Origin of the sequence: Novacetimonas sp. GS1, assembly GCF_036686925.1 — a bacterium.
Taxonomy (GTDB): Bacteria; Pseudomonadota; Alphaproteobacteria; order Acetobacterales; family Acetobacteraceae; genus Novacetimonas; species Novacetimonas hansenii.
The window spans coordinates 1533193-1552802 of the sequence record NZ_VSZP01000001.1 but is presented as its reverse complement, the minus strand read 5'-3'; the positions used below and the strand labels follow the sequence as shown (position 1 = coordinate 1552802).

The following is a 19610-nucleotide window of genomic DNA, read 5'->3' as shown; positions in this document are numbered from 1 at the left end:
CGCGCCCCATCACAAGGATAACCATGCCGGACCACAAGAACGCTGGCGCCGAGTCCCATGTCCCGGAACCCGGTTTTGAGGGAAACGGACAATCGTTGCGGGCCTTTCGCTCCTTTCGGGAGACACAGCGCGCGCAACGGGTCGCGCGCGGCCTGCTGGCGCTGTTTTTCGTCGTCATGGCGTTGTACACGGTCCGTGGTTTCCTGCCGTCCCTGATCTGGGGCGGCATCTTTGCCATCGCGTCATGGCCGCTCTATGTCCGGGCGCGCACACGCTGGCATGCCGCGACACACCAACTGCTGCTACCTGCGGCCTTTACCCTGGGCATCGCCCTTATTTTCCTTGTGCCTGTTACCCTGTTCGGGCTGGAGGCCGCGCGCGACGCCGAAGGCGTGCTGCACCTGCTGAACAACGCGCGCCAGTCCGGCATGCCGGTGCCACAATGGATTGACCATCTGCCCATCGGTGCGCAGGGATTGCGGGCATGGTGGGAAAGTCACCTGCAGGACCCTGATGATTTCTCCGCCCTGCTGGGATCATTGCGCATCGGGCAGAGCGTCAAGATGACGCAGCAGGTCGGCACCCAGCTTGCGCATCGGGGCATCCTGTTCATCTTTTCTATCCTGACGCTGTTTTTCCTGCTGAAGGACGGGGACGCCGTGATCCGCCAGTGCCTGGTGGTTTCACGCCGCGCCTTTGGCAAGCGAGGGGAGCGGATCGCATTGCAGATCATCGCCTCCATCCACGGGACCGTGGCCGGGCTTGTGCTGGTGGGTATGGGCGAAGGCGTGGTGATGGGCCTTGCCTATCTGATCGCCGGGGCGCCCCATGCGTTCCTGTTCGGGGTCGTAACCGCGGTGGCGGCCATGATCCCATTCTGCGCCATGATCGCGATTGGCATCGTCTCCACCCTGTTACTGATCAAAGGCAGCGCGGTGATCGCGATTGTCATCATGCTGGTCGGGCTGGCGGTCATCTTCCTGGCCGACCATCTTGTCCGCCCGGCCCTGATTGGGGGATCGACGCAACTGCCGTTCCTGTGGGTGCTGACGGGCATTCTGGGTGGGGCGGAAAGCTGGAACCTGCTGGGCCTGTTCGTGGGACCGGCCATCATGGCGGTACTGCACATGTTGTGGCGCAACTGGACACGGGTACGCGACTGATCGCGGACATATGCACATTGACGTGCCCCAGATCAGGGCACGGAACAGTCTATATTTTAAGGATTTTTATCGCAGACAGGGATATCGGGCAGGCGGGATTCGAACCCACGACCCCCAGTCCCCCAGACTGATGCGCTACCAGGCTGCGCTACTGCCCGCCTGTCTGCGATGACGCATCGTGTAGCAGGCCCGCCGGGTGCCCGCAAGCCATCTTCTTCATTCAATTACAAAAATAAGACCATAAAAACATAAAGGGGCAGGACCATCACGGTTCCTGCCCCTTTCACACCCCTTCCCCCAGCCTTGAAAAACAGGCGCAGGTCATATCCGGGTTCGATAAGAGATTGTTTCAAAACAACTCATTGATAAAAAACAGGAAAAGTTTTTGAGTGCCGCCTTTTTTCAAAAAGGCGGCGTCTTTCGAAGCTTTTTGGAAAAAGCTTCACCAAAAACCTTTATCATTTCAGTATGTTATCGCGCCTGACTTTTCAAACAGTCTCTAAGATCTTCTGGCGGGATGCATGATCTTCAGACCGGCACCATCTCCCGCAGGGCCTCAAGCTCGACCAGAACGCCACGCAGATGCTCACGCAGCACCCCGTTTTCCGAGCGCAGGCGCTCAAGCTCCAACATCACAAGCTGCTCCAGCGGCGGCTCTTCATCCTGCGCCTCCTCAACCGAGGCCTGCCCGACAGGGACATCCCCCACCGCGCGACCAGCCTCACTCCCGATCGGGGGCAAAGCATCTTCGGATTCTCCCACCGCAGCTTCGACGACCGGTGCCACCGGGGTCTTCATCTGGGGGGACGGTATCTCGCCCTGCACGGATGGGCTCCCAACCGATGTGGCAGACTCCACCACGGGCGTATGGTCAGGCGGCACCGTTACTGCCTCTATCGCAGGCGCTGTCTCGACATCCCCGGGAACAGAGGCTGCGACGGAGATCGGCACAGGTGTGATCGACGCATCGTTTTCCGCCATTGGTGCCGTTTCAGGGGGCGGTGCGGCGCAGGCGACCGGGGCCTGTGCCTCCGGCGGGGCTGCCTGCACCTGCTCGCGGACGATAACGGCCTCGACCTCTTCCACCTGCACATCCGTGATTTCGACCGCAGTGGATGTCACGACACTGTCAGAGGCAGCACGGGGCGCTTCAGCGGGGGCCATCACCGCATCGGCGCGGTCCTGCACCCCCTCACCCCCGGCAAGGATTCGCTGCACCTCCCCAAGCGAAAGGTGACGGACATACAGCATATCGGAAATGCGGCGCAGCAGGTCCACATCGTCCGCGCGATAAAGACGCCGCCCGCTCTGCCCCCGGATGGGCTGCAATTGCGGGAAGCGGTTTTCCCATGTCCTCAGGACATGTTGCGCGATTCCAAGCTGCCGTGCGACTTCGTAAATCGGCAGGGCGTCCTGCGTGGATGCCTGTGTGGCCGTGGCGGCGTTTACGACGCCGTGCGCGGGGTCATGGACATTCATTCGTCGTCCTCTGCATTCATATGTCCGGTATCACCGTTCACATGCGCCCGCAAAAGCTGGCTGGGCCGGAAGACCAGGACGGAACGCGGCAGAATCGGAACCTCAACCCCCGTTTTGGGATTACGTCCCGTCCGTCGCCCCTTCTTGCGGACGGAAAACGTACCGAATCCGCTGATCTTTACGGTGTCCCCCGCCTCGAGTGCATGGGCCACTTTTTCCAGGACGTGTTCAAGGATGTCGGCGGACTCATGACGTGAAAGTCCAACCTGACTATAGATTTGTTCTGCCAGAGTGGCGCGGGTCACTGTGCTCATGCAGCAACGTTATGCATGCCATCCGCCAGCGTCAATTCAATGTGTTGACATGTGTGTTTTTTTCTTGCGTCCGCATGCCAGCGGACACAGGCGCGGCAGTCAGATCCGCGCCAGGGCAGAGCCCCATGTCAGGCCACCGCCCAATGCCTCCATCAGCACCAGATCCCCGCTGCGAATCCGTCCGTCACGCACGGCTTCGTTCAATGCCAGTGGGATCGAGGCGGCAGAGGTATTGGCATGACGGTCCACCGTAATCACCACCCGTTCGGGCGGCAGTTGCAACTTGCGCGCAACGCCATCAATGATCCGCAGGTTCGCCTGATGCGGGACCAGCCATGCAACGTCTTCGTATTTCAGGCCGTTGGCGGCCAGCACCTCATCCACCGACGATGACAGCTTGGCCACCGCATGGCGGAAGACATCGCGCCCCTGCATCTTCAGGTGCGCGCTTTTTTCGGACTGCCCGATTGCGCCATCCACATATAGCAGGTCGCCATAGCGGCCGTCGGAATGCATGTGCGTGGATACGATTCCCTGCGTCCCGCTTTCCTCTGTCGCCTGCAGGAAGACCGCACCCGCGCCATCCCCAAACAGGACAAAGGTAGAGCGGTCATCAGGATCAAGAATTCGTGAATAGACCTCGCTGCCGATCACCAGAGCGGACCGGGCCTGCCCGCTGCGAATCAGGGCGTCGGCAGTGGACAGGGCAAAGATGAATCCCGAGCACGCAGCCGCGATGTCAAAGCCAAAGCCCCCGGTGATGCCAAGTTCGGCCTGCACCCGCACCGCGGTTGAGGGAAAGGCCTGATCCGGCGTGCTGGTGGCGACGATGATGGCGTCCACATCATCCGCGCTGGCATTGGCATATTCAAGCGCCTGCCTGCCTGCATGGGCCGCCATGCTGACGGCGGTATCCTCCGGCCCGGCGCGGTGACGCTGCGCGATGCCGGTGCGGGCGCGTATCCACTCGTCCGAAGTTTCCAGCCGACTGGCCAGTTCATCGTTGGTCACGATTCTGTCCGGCAGGTAGCCGCCAAAACCCTTCAGCAGCGAGCGTCTCGCCTTCATGCGTGTCTGTCCAAACCTGTTGGGAGCAGGGTCATGCACGCAGCCCGACAGGTGCGCGTACCCCCTTGCCCACGGCAGCGACTCAGGAAGCCGAAACTGCCTGTGTCGGCTCCTTTTCGTTACTGAACCTGCTGGCCGTCAGGCTTCCCATGCGGGAAAGCTGGTCACGGATACCGGCATTGAAATCGTGCGTGACCATGTCGATCGCCACATCCACGGCCGAGGCAAACCCCTCGGCGTCAGTGCCGCCATGCGATTTTACCACCACACCGTTAAGCCCGACGAACACCGCGCCATTATACCGGCGCGGGTCGAGCCATTCCTTCATCCGCTCCAGCCCCGGGCGCACCAGCAGATAGCCGATCTTGCCCAGCAGGCCGGAACTGAAGACCTGCCGCAACAGGGTAAAGGCCATCTTCAGCGCGCCCTCGCCGGTCTTGAGCGCGACATTGCCGGTAAAGCCGTCCGTCACCACCACATCGGTCGTGCCAGCGGTAATGTCGTGTCCTTCGACAAAACCATGAAACTGCCGCGCAAGCGGGCTGCCACGCAGAACTTCGGCAGCCTGGCGCAGGCGCTCGTCCCCCTTAAGCTCCTCCGACCCGACATTCAGCAGTCCGATCGTCGGCGCGGGCAGGCCCAGCACCGCCTTGGCAAAGGCTTCGCCCATCACGGCAAATTCGACAAGGTTCCGCCAGTCACACGCAACATTTGCGCCAAGGTCAAGCATGACCACATCGCCCTTTGTCGTCGGGCTGATCGCCGCCATCGCGGGACGCGAAATGCCGGGCAGGGTCTTGATCACGATCTTGGCCAGCGCCAGCATTGCGCCGCTGTTGCCGGCGGAGACCACGCCCATTGCCTCGCCATTGGCGACGGCGTCCATCGACAGGCGCAGCGAGGAATCGCGCACCCGCAATGCGGCGGTTGGTTTCATTTCCATGGATATGGCGGAACCGGCAGGGCGGATCGTGCAAATCGCCGCGGCGCGGGGATGCTGCGCCAAAAGGGCGCGCAACCTGTTTTCGTCACCAATCAGAAGGATTTTGGCGGATGGATGCCGGTCAGCGGCAATCGCCAGTCCGGCCACCACGACTTCCGGGCCACCATCCCCACCCATTCCATCAATGGCCAGAGTATAGGACTGTGTCGCGGAAAAAGAGGAACCTGTCTCGGTCATGCTCGTCTTGTGCCGGGTGAAGGTAAAACGCGCAAGTGCCGAATGGGAACACCCCCTTCATGCAGCATTTCCCTGCGCGATCCGGACGGGAGGGATGCCGATATGCGGCTGTCCCGCGCCATGTCAATGGCGCTTCCCGTCCCGGCAGGTAACCGCGTCGAAACGTATATCAGGCGCGGACGGCGGTCTTCAGCGCCTTGCCGGCGGATGCGACTTCGCGGCCGTCATAGTGTCCGCAGTGGCTGCAGACATGGTGCGGGCGCTTCAGTTCGCCGCAGTTGGAGCATTCCGCATGTGCCTGCACGGGCAGCGCAGCATGGCTGCGACGCATGCCACGACGGGACGGCGAGGTTTTTCTCTTAGGTACAGCCATGGGCCTGGGCCCCTCCGATCTGGGATCACAACCCGGTAAAGCCAGCGAGGCGTCACCCGGTCAGTTATCAACAATTGAGGGGGGCGCTCTAGCAGACGATCCGACATTCCGCAAGAGACGATCTTGCGATCCGCCTGACGTCCCTGCCCCCCGATACGCGGTTTTACGCCTCAGTTATGCTTTTTCTTCAGCTCGGCAAGGGCTGCGAAAGGCTGCCGCCGGGGTTCCTCCGCGTCTTCCGCCGCTTCGTCTTCCTCTATATCGAGCAGATCAGCCGGTATGGTGCTGCCGGGCTTGTGCGGATACGGGTCAAGGCTAAGGGACAGCTCCTCCGCCGCGAGTTCGCCAAGGTCGATGGCCTCGCGCTCATAGGGCACCTCGTCGATGCTGAAGGGATCGACCTCGTCATCCTCGCGAAAGCGTTCGGCAGGGATGCACCGCACGGTGAAGGATTCGGCGATGGCATCATCAAAGGGTTCAAGGCTGACGACACATTCCTGCGTGACGTGCGCCATCAGCCACCCTTCGGCCATCACCTCCCCCTGCGGGCCGGGCACAAGGCGATAGCGGCAGGCAAGGTCGCGGATCGCGGGGATTCCGAAACGCCGCGCAAGGGCCTTGCATTCCTCTGGCGTGGCCTCGATGGAGGTTTCCATCCCCTTGGACGCAATACGTCCCACCATGACGCGACGGGAAAATTCTGGGTCCATAGCTCGTATCTTCTCCTGCAATTCCGGCCTGCCGCCGCCGGGGCGGATGTGCCGGTCCAACGGGCATGCCGCGCGCCCCTTACCCGGATTGCCCGGATGGGGCCTGGCGGAGGGGATGTGTTTTTCCGCCTTGCATCCGATCTGCGATTGACTTCATTTGACCAATAAGGCACCCGGAAGGTCGGACTGTCTATCTGCAGCATCTTACCAGGACGCTTTATCCGATCATGAGGCCAGAGCAGCACATCTTTTCCCGCCCCCGTTCCTTACGCCTGTTTTCATGCGCTGTCATCGGGGTTGGCCTGTCGCTGTCGGGATGCGTCGCGTTCAAGCCCAGCGTGATCCAGCGCGGCTCCCTGGTACAGGCAGATGACTATAATCAGCTCAAGACCGGCAAAAGTTCACGTTCCGATGTCATGGATCTCCTTGGCTCCCCCACCAGCCGCGCGACATTCGATGACAATACGTGGATCTATATTTCGATGCGCCAGACGCTTGCGCCGATCAGCTTCCCCCACATCGACAAGCAGCAGGTCGTAGTCCTGACGTTTGACGAAGGTGGCATCCTTCGCAACCTGCGGACCCTGCACAAGGACGATGCGCGATATGTCAGCATGGCGATGGGCAAGACCCCGACGCCGGGCACCAAGATCAACATCATGCAGCAGATCCTTGGCAATGTGGGCCGTTATAACCCCATGAGCCAGATGACCAGCACCTATGGCGGCAGTACTGGCCCGATGAACAGCATGAACGGTGGTCCGGGCCATGGTGGGCAGGGGAACACGCTTCCCTGAGCCTGACGGGCCTTTTGCCATGGCCCCACATGGCATGATGGTCCGGGACAATTTCCTGATGACATGTCATCAGGCCGCATCACCCTGGCAATCGCTGGCTTTTGCCTGTCTGGCATGAGGGGACTGCCCTTGCCATCACACCGCCTGCACCACGGCAAGGGCAAGCGAGGCAACACCCACCAATAAAATCCCTGTCTGTGGCATGTTTCAAAAAGGCCGCAGCAGCCTTCATGATTCCAGAATATTACCGTTCCCGCCCTTGAAGAACTTTCCATAAGAGACTGTTTGAAACGTCAGGCGTGATAACATCCTGAAATTATAAAGGTTTTTGGTGAAGCTTTTTCCAAAAAGCTTCGAAAGACGCCGCCTTTTTGAAAAAAGGCAGCACCCAAAAACTTTTCCTGTTGTTTATCAATGAGTTGATTTCAAACACTCTCCAAGAGATCGTCTGGAACACGCGCCCCTTGGCCCCGATCAGTCCGGGATGATGATCCGGACGCGCAGGCCACCGGACGGGCTGCTTTCAAGGCGGATTTCCCCCCCATGGGCGTGGATGATATCGCGCGCGATGGCAAGGCCAAGCCCTGTTCCCCCGTCACGCCCGCTTTCAAAGGGACGAAACACGCTCTCACGCCGGGATTCGTCAATCCCACACCCGTCATCATCAACATAAATGACGGTGGCGTTACGCTTCTTGCGCGCACTGAGCCAGATGCGATTGGCGTGGCGGCGTGCATTTTCGACGATGTTCGACAACACACGCCGGAATGCCGCCAGCCGCACCACGATACCCAACGGGCGCGCAACATGGACACTGATATCGCCCGCCCCGGCACGACGGGCCGCCACCGCAACCTCGGTCAGCAGTTCCCCCACATCGACCATCGACGGAACCTCCGCCCCCTCGCCCCGGGCGAAGGAGAGATATCCCTCGATCATATGTTCCATCTCCCCGATATCGGCCACCATGTCCTCGATATCGGGTTGCAGGTCTTCAGCCCGGACCTGCCCCTGTCGCGGCATCATCGCCAATGTCAGGCGCAGGCGTGTCAGCGGCGTGCGCAGGTCATGCGATACCCCCGCCAGAACGGATGTCCTTTGTTCAACAAAACGGAAGATGCGGTCACGCATGCGGTTGAAGGCCACCGCCGCCTTGCGGATTTCCTGCGCGCCTTCGGGGTGGATCGGGTCGATGTCACGCCCCAGGCCAAACAGTTCCGCCGCCCGCGCCAGACGCCGTATGGCACGCACCTGATTGCGCATGAAGAACGCCGCGATACAGAACAGCACAAGCGCGCTGCCCGTTGCCCATGCGACGAACAGCCACACCGGTGCGACATCCAATCGCTTGCGCGGGGTATCGACGCGCAGGACGCCATCGGGCATCTGGATGAAGACCGATACGATACGGCGATCACTTTTCCAATCCACGAAGGCAGGCCGCCCGAGCGCGACGCGCAGGTCACGCACAAGGTCATCATCCACCGGGCCCAGCACATGGTTTGATCCCACGCGCTGCAGGCTGTCCCCTTCGCGCCAGCTCATATGAAGCTGCGCGCGTTCATGCACATCCCGCAGGATCCAGGCGCGGTCCGATGGCGCGGGATAGCGTTCCATGACGTCGATGGTCATGGCGATGTTGTTCACCACACCAGCCGATAGCCGCCGCGAAACGATCTTGAGGTAATTGCCATAAAATAGTTCGAGTGAGATCCCCTGCGTCACCAGCAGGGGAATGAACCCGATCAGCAACATCCGCCCCAACAGAGAGCGCGGCAGCACACGCCGGACAAGCCTGTCCAGATGTCGCGCGCCCATGGACGGGCCATTGACCGATGACAGGGGATCAGGCGGCGGCGTCATGGATCATCCCACGATCCGTTGGCGGCACGGCATAAAAAAAGCCGACCCCATGCGGAAGCCGGCTTTTCCCACGGGCGATGCCCGGTATCTGAAGACCAGATCAGAACCCTTCGCGTTCCAGACGCTTGCGCTCCATCTTGCGCGCACGGCGCACGGCTTCAGCGGCTTCACGCGCCTTGCGTTCAGACGGCTTTTCATAGTGCCGACGCAGCTTCATTTCCCGGAAGATGCCTTCGCGCTGCATCTTCTTCTTGAGGGCCTTGAGAGCCTGATCGACGTTATTATCACGAACGAGAACCTGCACTGGGTCGTCAACTCCTGCTTTAAGCCGTCACTTGCGCCGGCGGCGATGGGTATCTGTAATGGGGGATGACCGCCCGAGGTCATTCCCTGCGTGCGATTCCCAAACGGGCCGCACCTATATCACAGCCCGATCCGGCAACACAAATCTTTCCGGTGCTTTTACACTGTGCCGGGGCAGGTTATTTCACGACCGTCCCATGCACGCAACGCAGATGACGCGCTTTCATGCCAGATACACATGACCGGATACAAACGGCCGGATGAGAAATGGCCAGATGCGAAAGGACTCAAACCTTCCATGACCCTGCTCAAGATCGCCCGGATGGGGCATCCCGTGCTGCTGCGTCGTGCGGACGCGGTCACGGACCCCACCGCCCCCGACATCGTACATCTGGTGGCGGACATGATCGAAACGATGGAAGACGCCGGTGGCGTGGGCCTTGCCGCGCCACAGGTACACCGTTCATGCAGGGTGTTCGTCTATCGCGTGCCTGACACCCGCAGCAGCGGCGCACCCGATGACCAGCCCTGCGGCCCACAGGTCCTGATCAACCCCCATCTTACACCGATCGGGGAAGAAACGGTCCTGCGGCTGGAGGGATGCCTGTCGATTCCGGGCCTGCGCGGATGGGTTCCCCGCCACACCCGCGTCGCCTATCACGGATACGATGCACAGGGGCGGCAGGTGAAAGGCACGGCATCGGGATTTCTGGCGAATGTGATGCAACATGAATATGATCACCTGAACGGCATATTATATCCGATGCGGATGAACGATCTGGCGAAGATGGGGTTTGACACTGAAATGGCACGTTACGGAGAAGAACAGGCATGATCGGGTCCTTCCTCACGGCATCGGCCGCATCATGCCTGCTGCCCCCTGCCCTCGATCACTCCCCCGCGCGTGACGCCGCCCTGCGCCGGATGATGCAGGGCGCGGGACAACGCGAATGGTCCATGGCCACAGTACGGCAGGTCGCGGGCGACGATGCCGACCTGCTGTTCCCCGGCGGGATCGCCGAGGTGGCTGAAGCCTATTTCGACCTGGCCGACCGTGACATGCAGGCCGCCGCCCACGGTTTCCATTCCCGCAAGCTCAGCCGCAGGGTGCGTGCCGCCATCATGTTTCGCCTGCACGATGCCAGTGGCTATCGCCCTGCCGTGCGCCACGCCCTGTCGGTGCTGATGGTGCCGGGGCATACGCGCCTGCTTGCACGCAGCCTTGCGCGTAGCGTCAACGCCATCTGGGCCGCCGCAGAGGACGATTCGCAGGGCGTGACCTACCTGACCAAGCGCGCATCGCTGACGGGAATCTATGTCTCAACGCTGCTGTTCTGGCTGGCGCGGGGCGGCAACATGGCGACGGTGGAGGAATTCCTGGACCGTCGCCTGGCCGATATCGCGCGGATCACACGGCTGAAGAACCGCCTGATGGGACGTCCGTTCTGATCCCCCCATTGGCCCGCAGCACCTGCCCTTGACAGAACGTCGCCCCCCCTTGCCACCGGCCCGGCCGATACGCCCGCGCGCAGGCGTGGAACTCCTGTTCCTGCGCGACGAGGACATGCGTCAGGCACAGATGCTGATGACACAGGCCTGTCGCGGGTTCGCAGGGCTGCTTGATCCCCTGCTGGAGGAGATGCAGATCGGACATGCGCACCAGCGAATCCTGCAATTCGTGAAAAACGAACCGGATATTTCCGTCGGCGCCCTGCTGGACATTCTGTCGATTACCAAGCAAAGCATGGCGCGTGCCCTCAACGACCTTGTACGTCGCGGGCTGCTTCACCAACGCGCCAGCACCCGTGACCGGCGCATGCGCCTGCTGCGCCTGACCGACGCAGGATACGAAATGGAACGCCGTTTGTTCGAACGGCAGCGTGATGTCCTGTTGCGGGTATATCGCGACGCGGGTGGTCCGGCGGTCGAAGGATTCCGCAAGGTCATGCGCGGCCTGATTGAGGAATCACAGAATATGGCGCGCCATCGCGATGACAAAGCACCCGCTCAGACACAACGGAGCCGTGAATGAACAGGTCCCCCCGCCCTGCATCCCCCACCGCACAGACACGCGAACCGGCTGGTATGGACGCCCATATCGTCGTGGTCGATGACGACCCGCGCCTGCGCCGCCTGCTGCAACGTTACCTTACCGAACAGGGATTCCGCGTCAGTGCCGCGGCCTCCGCGCATGAAGCACGACAGGTCCTTGGCTTCATGCAGCCTGACGCCCTTGTGCTCGACATCACAATGCCGGGTGAAAACGGGCTGGAACTGACACGCGAACTGCGTAACGAAGGGCTGGATTTTCCCATCCTGCTGCTGACCGCACGCGGGGAGCCGGAAGACCGTATCATCGGGCTGGAGGCCGGGGCCGATGATTATCTTGGCAAGCCTTTTGAACCACGTGAACTGCTGTTACGGCTCAAGGCGCACCTGCGTCGCTTTGCCCCGCCACCACCCACCAATAACCTGCGCATCGTGCGGCTTGGTGAACTGGAGTTCGATCCCGCCCGCAGCCTGCTGAGCGGACAGGACGGAATCGTCCACCTGACGGGCGGCGAATCCGCGCTGCTTGCGGTGCTGGCGCGCCATCCCAACGAAGTCCTCTCGCGCCATGAAATCGCACAAACGCTGGAAATGGATGAAATCGGCGAACGTGCCGTTGACGTGCAGGTCACGCGCCTGCGCCGCCGGATCGAACCCGACCCAAGGGAGCCGCGCTTCCTCCAGACCGTACGTGGCAAGGGATATGTGCTCAAGCCCGGCCTGTAAGGTGCGGAGGCATGGCCTGTGCCAATCCACAAGCCTGGTTGAAAAGATGGGTGCCGGCACCTGACTGGAATGATAAAATCTCTTTGCGAGACTTTGTGCATAAAGCCTTGAAACGCATTCTCCTTTTTAGAGGCTGCGTAATATAGTCAGGCTCAATAACATTCTGAAAGAACAAAGGTTTTTGGTGAAGCTTTTTCTAAAAAGCTTCAGAAGAGGCCGCCTTTTTGAAAAAAGGCGGCACCCAGAAACTCTTCTTATTTTTTATCAATGATTTGTTTTCAAACAATCTCTTTAAAAAATCATCATCAGAAACTTCTTTATTATTACCCGGGCTTTTCCAGATCGGAAAAACTCAGTCCCCTCCCACAATTCCCAACAATTTATGGATCAGGTCCAGATTTGCAGGGAGCAATGTCCCTTGCCCGTTTCAGGCAGCCCCCGGAAGCCATGATGCCAATGCAGCATCTTTTTCCCCACGAAAACATAAAAGCCGCACCTGCCCAGCAGGTACGGCTTTCAATGCTGCCTCATTGAGTGTGACAGATACGGCTTCAGCCCTGCTGGAGCTTGTCGAGTTCGCGGACCACGGCCTCGCCCATGACCTCGGTGCCAACAACGGCCATGCCGGGGCTCATGATATCAGGCGTACGCAGGCCACTGGCCAGCACATTGGCCACCGCCGTCTCGATCATCTCTGCATCTTCCAGCATGTTGAACGAATAACGCAGCAACATCGCAAACGACAGGATCTGCGCCAGCGGGTTGGCCTGACCCTTGCCCGCAATGTCGGGCGCACTGCCATGGATCGGCTCATACAGGGCAGGACGCCTGCCATCGGCATCCACCGCACCCAGCGTGGCCGAAGGCAGCATGCCCAGACTGCCGGTCAGCATGGAGGCAAGGTCGGACAGAAGGTCGCCAAACAGGTTGCCCGTCACGATCACATCGAACTGCCGCGGATTGCGCACAAGCTGCATCGCACAGTTATCAGCCAGCATATGCGTCAATTGCACATCCGCGTATTCCCGCGCATGCAGGTCCGTCACGACCTCTTTCCACAACAGGCCGCTTTCCATCACGTTGCATTTTTCAACCGAACAGACACGGTTGTCCCGCTTGCGCGCAAGGTCGAAGGCCACACGGGCGACACGTTCGATTTCCGACGTGCTATAGACCTCGGTATTGATGCCACGCCGTGACCCGTCGGGCAGGGTCTCGATCCCGCGCGGAGTACCGAAATAGATGCCCCCCACCGTTTCGCGCACAATCATGATGTCCAGCCCACGTACCACCTCGGGCTTGAGCGTGCTGGCATCAGCCAGCGCGTCGAACACCTTGGCCGGACGCAGGTTGGCAAACAGCCCAAGTTCCTGACGCAGTTTCAGGATTGCGATTTCAGGACGGAGGTCAAACCCGGCGGAAGCCCATTTCGGGTCCCCAACCGAACCGAACAGGACGGCATCGGCGGCGCGGGCCTCGTCAATCACTTCCTGACGGATCGGCACGCCATGAACCGCCAGCGATGCACCACCGACCAGATCCTCGGTAATATCGAAATTGATCCCGCGCACGCGGCTCATCCACGCCATGATGCGCGCGACTTCGCGCATGATTTCCGGGCCTATGCCATCGCCAGGGAGGATCAGAAGTTTCTTGGTTTCGGACATGACAGCTCCCTGCTGAAAAAGCGACCGGTGATGGTCAGTCAATGGTAATGGAGGGCATCCACGGCGCATCGTGCCTGCGCCGGGCCTCGAACGTTTCGATCGCGGACTCGTGCTGCAGGGTCTGGCCAATATCATCAAGCCCCTCCAGCAGCAGATGCTTGCGCAGGGGATCAACCTCGAACGGGATTTCGCGCCCATCGGGACGGACCACCACCTGACGGGGCAGGTCGATGGTGATGCGCGAATTCTCGCCCATACGTGCATCGGCCATCAATTCGTCGCACACTTCGCGTGGGAGCGTGATGGGCAGAATGCCGTTCTTGAAACAGTTATTGAAAAAAATATCCGCAAACGATGGCGCGATGACACAGCGGATTCCAAAATCCAGCAAAGCCCACGGCGCATGTTCACGCGATGAACCACATCCCAGATTATCGTGGGTAATCAGGATCTGCGATTTGCGATAGGGCGTCTGGTTCAGGACGAAATCGGGATTTTCCGAACCATCGGCGTTATAGCGCATGCTGTCGAACGCATGCACCCCAAGGCCCGAACGCTTGGTTGTCTTGAGGAACCGCGCCGGGATGATCTTGTCCGTATCAATGTTTTCCTGCGGCATCGGGGCGGCAATGGCCGTCAGGACCGTGAACTTATCCATTGTCAGATCAACTCCCGCACATCGGTCAGGCACCCTGTCACGGCGGCGGCGGCGGCCATGGCGGGCGACAGCAGGTGGGTGCGCCCACCCGGTCCCTGACGTCCTTCAAAATTACGGTTGGAAGTAGAGGCACAGCGCTGTCCCGGCGTCAGCTTGTCCGGGTTCATGCCCAGGCACATCGAACACCCGGCCTCGCGCCATTCAAACCCGGCGTCGAGGAAGATCCGGTCCAGCCCTTCTTCCTCCGCCTGCGCCTTGACGATGCCTGACCCCGGCACGATCATCGCCCGCACGCCCTGTGCCACGTGACGTCCCGAAACAATGGAGGCCGCGGCGCGCAGGTCCTCGATCCGGCTGTTGGTGCATGACCCGATAAACACGACATCGACCGGTGTGCCCGCGATCTTCTGCCCGGCCTGCAGGCCCATATATTCCAACATACGCTGCATCTGCGCGCGTCGTGATGCATCGGCTTCGGTGGCAGGGTCGGGTACGGTGCCGGTAATGGGGATGACGGTTTCAGGGCTGGTGCCCCATGTCAGCACCGGGGAGATTTCCTCCGCACGGAGTTCGACCACCTTGTCATAATGCGCACCTTCGTCCGAGGCGAGCGTCTTCCAGTAGGCAACAGCCTGCGTGAATGCCTCGCCCTGCGGTGCGAAGGGACGGCCGCGCACATACTCGAACGTGACCTCGTCCGGGGCAACCAGACCGGCGCGCGCACCCGCCTCGATCGACATGTTGCAGATCGTCATGCGCCCCGCCATGTCCAGCGCGCGGATGGCCGACCCCGTAAATTCGATGATGTAGCCCGTCCCGCCAGCCGTGCCGAGCTTACCGATGATCGCCAGCATGATGTCCTTGGCGCTGACACCGGGGCCGACCTGTCCCTCTACCGCGACTTTCATGTTTTTCGCGGGTTTCTGCAACAGTGTCTGCGTCGCCATCACATGCTCGACCTCGGACGTGCCGATCCCGAATGCCAGCGCGCCAAGCGCACCGTGCGTGGAGGTATGGCTGTCACCGCACACAATGGTCATGCCCGGCAGGGAAATCCCCTGTTCCGGCCCGACGACATGTACGATGCCCTGGCGTTCCGACAGCAGCGGAAAATACGGCACGCCGAATTCCGCCACATTGCGCTCCAGCGTTTCGATCTGGTTGCGGCTTTCGGGTTCCTCGATCGGCTGGGTGCGATCCGATGTGGGAACATTATGATCGACAACCGCGATCATTGCCTCCGGATGGCGCAGACGCCGCCCCGTCATGCGCAGGCCTTCGAACGCCTGCGGGCTTGTCACCTCATGGATAAGGTGACGGTCGATATAAAGAATGGCCGTACCATCCGGGAGACGTTCCACGACATGACTGTCCCAGATCTTGTCGAACAGCGTACGTGCAGCCATCAGTTCATACCCCCAGCATACGGCAATACCGGATCGATCTTTCGCGGCCTTTGTCGTGACGGCAGGGGCGCGTGATCCCGGTCGGCAATCAGAAGAAAATACCGCCGCCCCCATCGCACCATCCCTGTGGAATGGCGGCGCGGGCGACGGCGGTCACAGGCTCAGTTCGCCTTGACTTCCGTGGCGGCAGGCGCTTCGGCCTTGGCCGCGGACGCCGTATCGCGGGGACGCTCGGCAATGCGGGCGGACTTGCCACGACGGCCACGCAGGTAATACAGCTTCGCACGGCGGACAACACCGCGACGCACCACCGTGATTTCGGCAATGGTGGGCGAATACAGCGGGAACACACGCTCCACGCCTTCACCATTGGAAATCTTGCGCACGGTGAAGTTGCTGTTCAGGCCCTTGTTCGAACGGGCGATCACCACCCCTTCATAAGCCTGGACGCGCTTGCGCGTGCCTTCGACCACATGCACGCCAACGCGCACCGTATCGCCCGGCGCGAAATCAGGCACGGCGCGGGTCGCGGTCAGGCGGGCAATTTCTTCCGCCTCATATTTCTGGATGATGTTCATGATCGGGTCCTCAGTTGATTGGTTTATGTTCAGTTCAGCCGATCCGCATCGGCATGCAGGCCAGCGGATCGGGACGTTTCTTCACCAGCACGCGCCACATGGGCGGCCCACAGGTCGGGTCGCCGCTGTCGCGTTGCCATCTCGGCCATGTCGCGACGCCACCGGGCAATGGCGCCGTGATGACCGGACAGCAGGACATCGGGCACGTCACGTCCCTCCCACTGCGCCGGCTTGGTATAAAGCGGGTATTCAAGCAGGCCGTCGGCGAAGCTCTCCTCCGTGGCGCTTGTGTCCGACCCCATGACGCCCGGCAGCAGCCGCACGCAGGCATCGAGCAGCACCAGTGCCGCGACTTCGCCCCCCGACAGGATATAATCACCGATGGAGACCTGTTCGATGTCGCGCGCCTCCAGCACGCGTTCGTCCACGCCTTCATACCGGCCACACAGCACGACAACCCCCGGCCCCGCCGCATAACGCCGGACATCCGCCTGCGTCAGCGTACGCCCGCGTGGCGTTGGATAGATGACCGGACGCCCGGCTGCCTCCACCTCGCCCAGCGCGGCGGATACGACATCGGGTCGCATAACCATTCCCGCCCCGCCACCAAACGGCGTGTCGTCAATGGTGCGATGACGGCCAAGCCCATGGGCACGCAGGTCCTGCGCCTCCATTGACCATATCCCGTCACGCAGCGCCCGCCCCGCAAGGGAGCATCCCAGCGAACCGGGAAACATCTCGGGGAACAGGGTCAGCGCGGTGGCCTGCCACGTCGTCATGCCACGGGTTCCGCCGCGCCATCACCGGGGAAGAACTCCGCCGGGACCTCGACCTCATCAGGCAGGACAACCTCGATCCGGCGTGCGCCCATGTCCACCACCGGCACACAGGCCCGCGTGAACGGCAGCAGGATCGTGCCACCCTGTCCTGTGATCTCCAGGCTGACGCCCGCGCCATAATCATGGACCAGCCGGACATGGCCAAGTTCATGCAATGGCGTGCCTGCCTGTTCAATCACCTGCATCCCCACGAGGTCGGCGACATAAAATTCGTCCTCCTCTGGTTCCGGCAGGTCGACACGCCCGACATAGAGCTTGCGATTGACCAGTTTCTGCGCGTCCTCGCGGCTGGAAAGTGCCTGCCCCGCGTCATTGCGCAGTTCGGCAATCCCCTGCCCACGCCATGACAGATGCCAGGCATTCCCGTGTTCATCACGAAGCGCCCCATAACGGGCAAGGTCTTCGGGCACGGCGGCATAGCTGTGCACGCGCACAAGCCCACGCACACCATGCGGCCGCCCCACCACGCCCATCAGGATACGATCGCGATCCATCACCTGCCTTCTATCGTGCCCGCCCGTCTACCGTCGTGCCTCAGGCCGCCGCGGTTGCGGCAGCAGCAGCGGCAGCACGTTCCTGCGCACGCTTCTTCGGCGCGGACTGCTTCGGCTGCTCGTTCCAGGTCGGCTTCGGCGCCAGGCCGGCATTACCCAGGAAGCGGGCCACGCGATCGGTCGGCAGTGCGCCGTTGGACAGCCAGTGCGTGATGCGCTCGTTCACCAGACGCACGCGGTCGGCATGGTCGGACGGCAGCATCGGGTTGTAGGAACCGACCTTCTCGATGAAACGGCCATCGCGGGGCGAACGGCTGTCGGCAACCACGATGTGATAATAGGGACGCTTCTTCGCACCAGCGCGTGCAAGGCGGATCTTGAGGCTCATTCAGACTTCTCCACAAAACAACTTGTAAAACACATCAAAGGGAAACATGACGCGGCGTCAGCCGAATGGCGGACGGCCACCCCCGCCGGGGGGACGTCCCCCGCCGGGCATCAGCGCGGAAAGGCCCTGACGCATCAGTCCCTTCACTCCCAACTTGTTCAACCGCTTCATCATCGAGGACATGGTGTCGTACTGCTTGAGCAGCCGGTTCACCTCCTGCACGGTTGTTCCCGACCCGGCGGCGATGCGCTTCTTGCGCGACGCCTTGATGATGGCGGGCGTCTTTCGCTCCGCCTTGGTCATGGATGAAATGATGGCCTGATGGCGGCCAAGGACAGAGGTGTCGATGTCCTTGTCGCCCATGGCCTCCTTCAGCTTACCCATGCCCGGCAGCATGTTCAGGATGCCCGAGATGGACCCCATCTTGTTGATCTGCCGGATCTGGGCCGCGTAATCGTCAAGGTCGAATTTGCCCTGCAGCATCTTGGCTGCAATCTTCTCGCTCTCCTCATGGTCGAGCGTGTCGGCGGCCTTTTCGACCAGTCCCGCGATATCGCCAAGGCCAAGGATACGGCCCGCGACACGTTCGGGATGGAACTCCTCCAGCGCGTCAAGCTTCTCGCCCGAACCGGTCAGCTTGATCGGCGCCCCGGTGATCGCACGCATCGACAGCGCGGCGCCACCACGGGCATCGCCGTCCATACGGGTCATGACCACACCGGTGACACCCACGGCCTCGTTAAACGCCTTGGCGGTATTAACGGCGTCCTGCCCGGTCATCGCATCGACAACCAGCAGCGTTTCAGCGGGCTGGGTCTCGGCACGGATGGCCCGCACCTCATCCATCAGCGCTTCGTCAATCGACAGGCGGCCGGCGGTATCAAGGATGACGATGTCATAACCTTCGCGACGCCCGACTTCCATCGCACGACGCGCGATCTCGACCGGGGACTGTCCCGCGATGATCGGCAGCGAGGCAACACCCGCGCGCTCGGCCAGCTGCTGCAACTGCAACTGCGCGGCCGGGCGCTGCGTATCAAGGCTGGCGAGCAGCACCTTGCGGCGTTCGCGCGTAGCAAGCCGCAACGCGATCTTGCCCGACGTCGTCGTCTTGCCCGACCCCTGCAGCCCGACCATCAGGATGGGCACAGGCGCTGCGGCATTCAGGTTCAGGGGAACCGCACCCGCCCCGCCAAGCGCATCAATCAGCGCGTCATTGACGACCTTGGCAACGGCCTGACCGGGGGAAATGCTGTCGAGCACCTCGTGCCCCACGGCACGTTCGCGCACCTTGTTGACGAAATCCTTGACGACCGGCAGCGCGACGTCGGCATCGAGCATCGCCAGACGCACCTCGCGCATGGCTTCGGTGACGTCGGCCTCCGACAGGGTCCCGCGCTTGGCGAGGCCATCGAACACACCGGAGAGCTTGCCTGACAGCGTCTCGAACAAAGGTTTTTCCCCAAAAGAATACGCGCCACTGCGCGAACCTTCGCGAAGTGACGTGCCTGATGTTGCGACGGGTGTATCTTTCCCACGCGTCCCGTGTCAAGGG

At 61.4% G+C, this 19610-nt stretch carries 22 protein-coding genes and 1 tRNA gene; 6 read left to right on the top strand and 17 right to left on the bottom strand.

Features of this window, described 5'->3' with window-relative positions; all coding sequences use genetic code 11:
* Positions 1–23: 23 nt before the first annotated feature.
* On the top strand, positions 24–1163 hold the full coding sequence (locus tag FYB92_RS07145) for an AI-2E family transporter (protein ID WP_003620793.1): 1140 nt from the start codon (positions 24–26) through the stop codon (positions 1161–1163).
* Positions 1164–1247: 84 nt separating this feature from the next.
* On the opposite strand, the gene FYB92_RS07140 is transcribed toward FYB92_RS07145, so the two are convergent.
* The 7 genes from FYB92_RS07140 to FYB92_RS07110 all read right to left on the bottom strand — a co-directional run bounded on the left by FYB92_RS07140 (position 1248) and on the right by FYB92_RS07110 (position 6287).
* Positions 1248–1321: transfer RNA gene (locus FYB92_RS07140), tRNA-Pro, on the bottom strand.
* Positions 1322–1691: 370 nt separating this feature from the next.
* Complete coding sequence (locus tag FYB92_RS07135) at positions 1692–2642, bottom strand: MerR family transcriptional regulator (RefSeq protein ID WP_332828398.1); 951 nt, start codon at positions 2640–2642, stop codon at positions 1692–1694.
* Entirely contained in the window at positions 2639–2956 is a 318-nt protein-coding gene (locus FYB92_RS07130; protein WP_003620799.1) for an integration host factor subunit alpha, read from the bottom strand. Before FYB92_RS07130 ends, FYB92_RS07135 begins: the two co-directional genes overlap by 4 nt.
* A gap of 99 nt (positions 2957–3055) precedes the next feature.
* The gene (locus FYB92_RS07125) at positions 3056–4024 is read right to left on the bottom strand and encodes a beta-ketoacyl-ACP synthase III (protein WP_003620801.1); all 969 of its coding nucleotides are present in this window, start codon (positions 4022–4024) and stop codon (positions 3056–3058) included.
* An 82-nt stretch (positions 4025–4106) separates the two neighbouring features.
* Positions 4107–5204, bottom strand: a complete 1098-nt coding sequence (plsX, locus tag FYB92_RS07120; protein ID WP_062809085.1) for a phosphate acyltransferase PlsX — start codon at positions 5202–5204, stop codon at positions 4107–4109.
* 169 nt (positions 5205–5373) lie between these two features.
* Positions 5374–5577, bottom strand: a complete 204-nt coding sequence (gene rpmF, locus FYB92_RS07115) for a 50S ribosomal protein L32 (RefSeq protein ID WP_003620805.1) — start codon at positions 5575–5577, stop codon at positions 5374–5376.
* Between the two features lie 170 nt (positions 5578–5747).
* The gene (locus FYB92_RS07110) at positions 5748–6287 is read right to left on the bottom strand and encodes a DUF177 domain-containing protein (protein WP_332828397.1); all 540 of its coding nucleotides are present in this window, start codon (positions 6285–6287) and stop codon (positions 5748–5750) included.
* A gap of 227 nt (positions 6288–6514) precedes the next feature.
* Between FYB92_RS07110 and FYB92_RS07105 the strand changes: the two genes are divergently transcribed.
* Positions 6515–7084, top strand: a complete 570-nt coding sequence (locus FYB92_RS07105) for an outer membrane protein assembly factor BamE (protein ID WP_003620809.1) — start codon at positions 6515–6517, stop codon at positions 7082–7084.
* Between the two features lie 474 nt (positions 7085–7558).
* On the opposite strand, the gene FYB92_RS07100 is transcribed toward FYB92_RS07105, so the two are convergent.
* Both FYB92_RS07100 and rpsU read right to left on the bottom strand, forming a co-directional pair.
* The gene (locus FYB92_RS07100) at positions 7559–8947 is read right to left on the bottom strand and encodes an ATP-binding protein (protein WP_003620814.1); all 1389 of its coding nucleotides are present in this window, start codon (positions 8945–8947) and stop codon (positions 7559–7561) included.
* 100 nt (positions 8948–9047) lie between these two features.
* Positions 9048–9251 (bottom strand): 30S ribosomal protein S21, encoded by a 204-nt coding sequence (gene rpsU / locus FYB92_RS07095; protein WP_010506446.1) that lies wholly within the window; start codon positions 9249–9251, stop codon positions 9048–9050.
* A gap of 297 nt (positions 9252–9548) precedes the next feature.
* On the opposite strand from rpsU, the gene def reads away from it, so the two are divergent.
* Genes def through FYB92_RS07075 form a run of 4 tightly spaced genes read left to right on the top strand, consistent with a single transcriptional unit; the run spans position 9549 to position 12025 of the window.
* Complete coding sequence (def, locus tag FYB92_RS07090) at positions 9549–10085, top strand: peptide deformylase (protein WP_003620820.1); 537 nt, start codon at positions 9549–9551, stop codon at positions 10083–10085.
* Positions 10082–10699, top strand: coding sequence for a COQ9 family protein (locus tag FYB92_RS07085; RefSeq protein ID WP_332828396.1), 618 nt, complete (start codon positions 10082–10084; stop codon positions 10697–10699). The genes def and FYB92_RS07085 overlap by 4 nt, the downstream gene beginning before the upstream one ends.
* Positions 10700–10727: 28 nt before the next feature.
* Positions 10728–11282: a MarR family transcriptional regulator gene (locus FYB92_RS07080; protein WP_307723140.1), complete on the top strand. Its 555-nt coding sequence runs from the start codon at positions 10728–10730 to the stop codon at positions 11280–11282.
* Positions 11283–11335: 53 nt separating this feature from the next.
* Complete coding sequence (locus tag FYB92_RS07075) at positions 11336–12025, top strand: response regulator (protein WP_040512102.1); 690 nt, start codon at positions 11336–11338, stop codon at positions 12023–12025.
* Between the two features lie 551 nt (positions 12026–12576).
* Here the strand turns inward: FYB92_RS07075 and leuB are convergent.
* The 8 genes from leuB to ffh all read right to left on the bottom strand — a co-directional run bounded on the left by leuB (position 12577) and on the right by ffh (position 19507).
* Positions 12577–13692, bottom strand: a complete 1116-nt coding sequence (leuB, locus tag FYB92_RS07070) for a 3-isopropylmalate dehydrogenase (protein ID WP_062809089.1) — start codon at positions 13690–13692, stop codon at positions 12577–12579.
* 34 nt (positions 13693–13726) lie between these two features.
* Entirely contained in the window at positions 13727–14350 is a 624-nt protein-coding gene (leuD, locus tag FYB92_RS07065; RefSeq protein WP_003620830.1) for a 3-isopropylmalate dehydratase small subunit, read from the bottom strand.
* Positions 14351–14352: 2 nt separating this feature from the next.
* Positions 14353–15756, bottom strand: a complete 1404-nt coding sequence (gene leuC / locus FYB92_RS07060; RefSeq protein WP_062809920.1) for a 3-isopropylmalate dehydratase large subunit — start codon at positions 15754–15756, stop codon at positions 14353–14355.
* Between the two features lie 161 nt (positions 15757–15917).
* Positions 15918–16334, bottom strand: a complete 417-nt coding sequence (rplS, locus tag FYB92_RS07055; RefSeq protein ID WP_332828395.1) for a 50S ribosomal protein L19 — start codon at positions 16332–16334, stop codon at positions 15918–15920.
* A gap of 29 nt (positions 16335–16363) precedes the next feature.
* Positions 16364–17113: a tRNA (guanosine(37)-N1)-methyltransferase TrmD gene (gene trmD / locus FYB92_RS07050; RefSeq protein ID WP_062809090.1), complete on the bottom strand. Its 750-nt coding sequence runs from the start codon at positions 17111–17113 to the stop codon at positions 16364–16366.
* On the bottom strand, positions 17110–17667 hold the full coding sequence (gene rimM, locus FYB92_RS07045) for a ribosome maturation factor RimM (protein ID WP_003620838.1): 558 nt from the start codon (positions 17665–17667) through the stop codon (positions 17110–17112). The genes trmD and rimM overlap by 4 nt, the downstream gene beginning before the upstream one ends.
* 40 nt (positions 17668–17707) lie before the next feature.
* Positions 17708–18055, bottom strand: coding sequence for a 30S ribosomal protein S16 (rpsP, locus tag FYB92_RS07040; protein WP_003620841.1), 348 nt, complete (start codon positions 18053–18055; stop codon positions 17708–17710).
* Between the two features lie 57 nt (positions 18056–18112).
* Positions 18113–19507: a signal recognition particle protein gene (gene ffh, locus FYB92_RS07035; protein WP_040510923.1), complete on the bottom strand. Its 1395-nt coding sequence runs from the start codon at positions 19505–19507 to the stop codon at positions 18113–18115.
* Between the last annotated feature and the right edge of the window lie 103 nt (positions 19508–19610).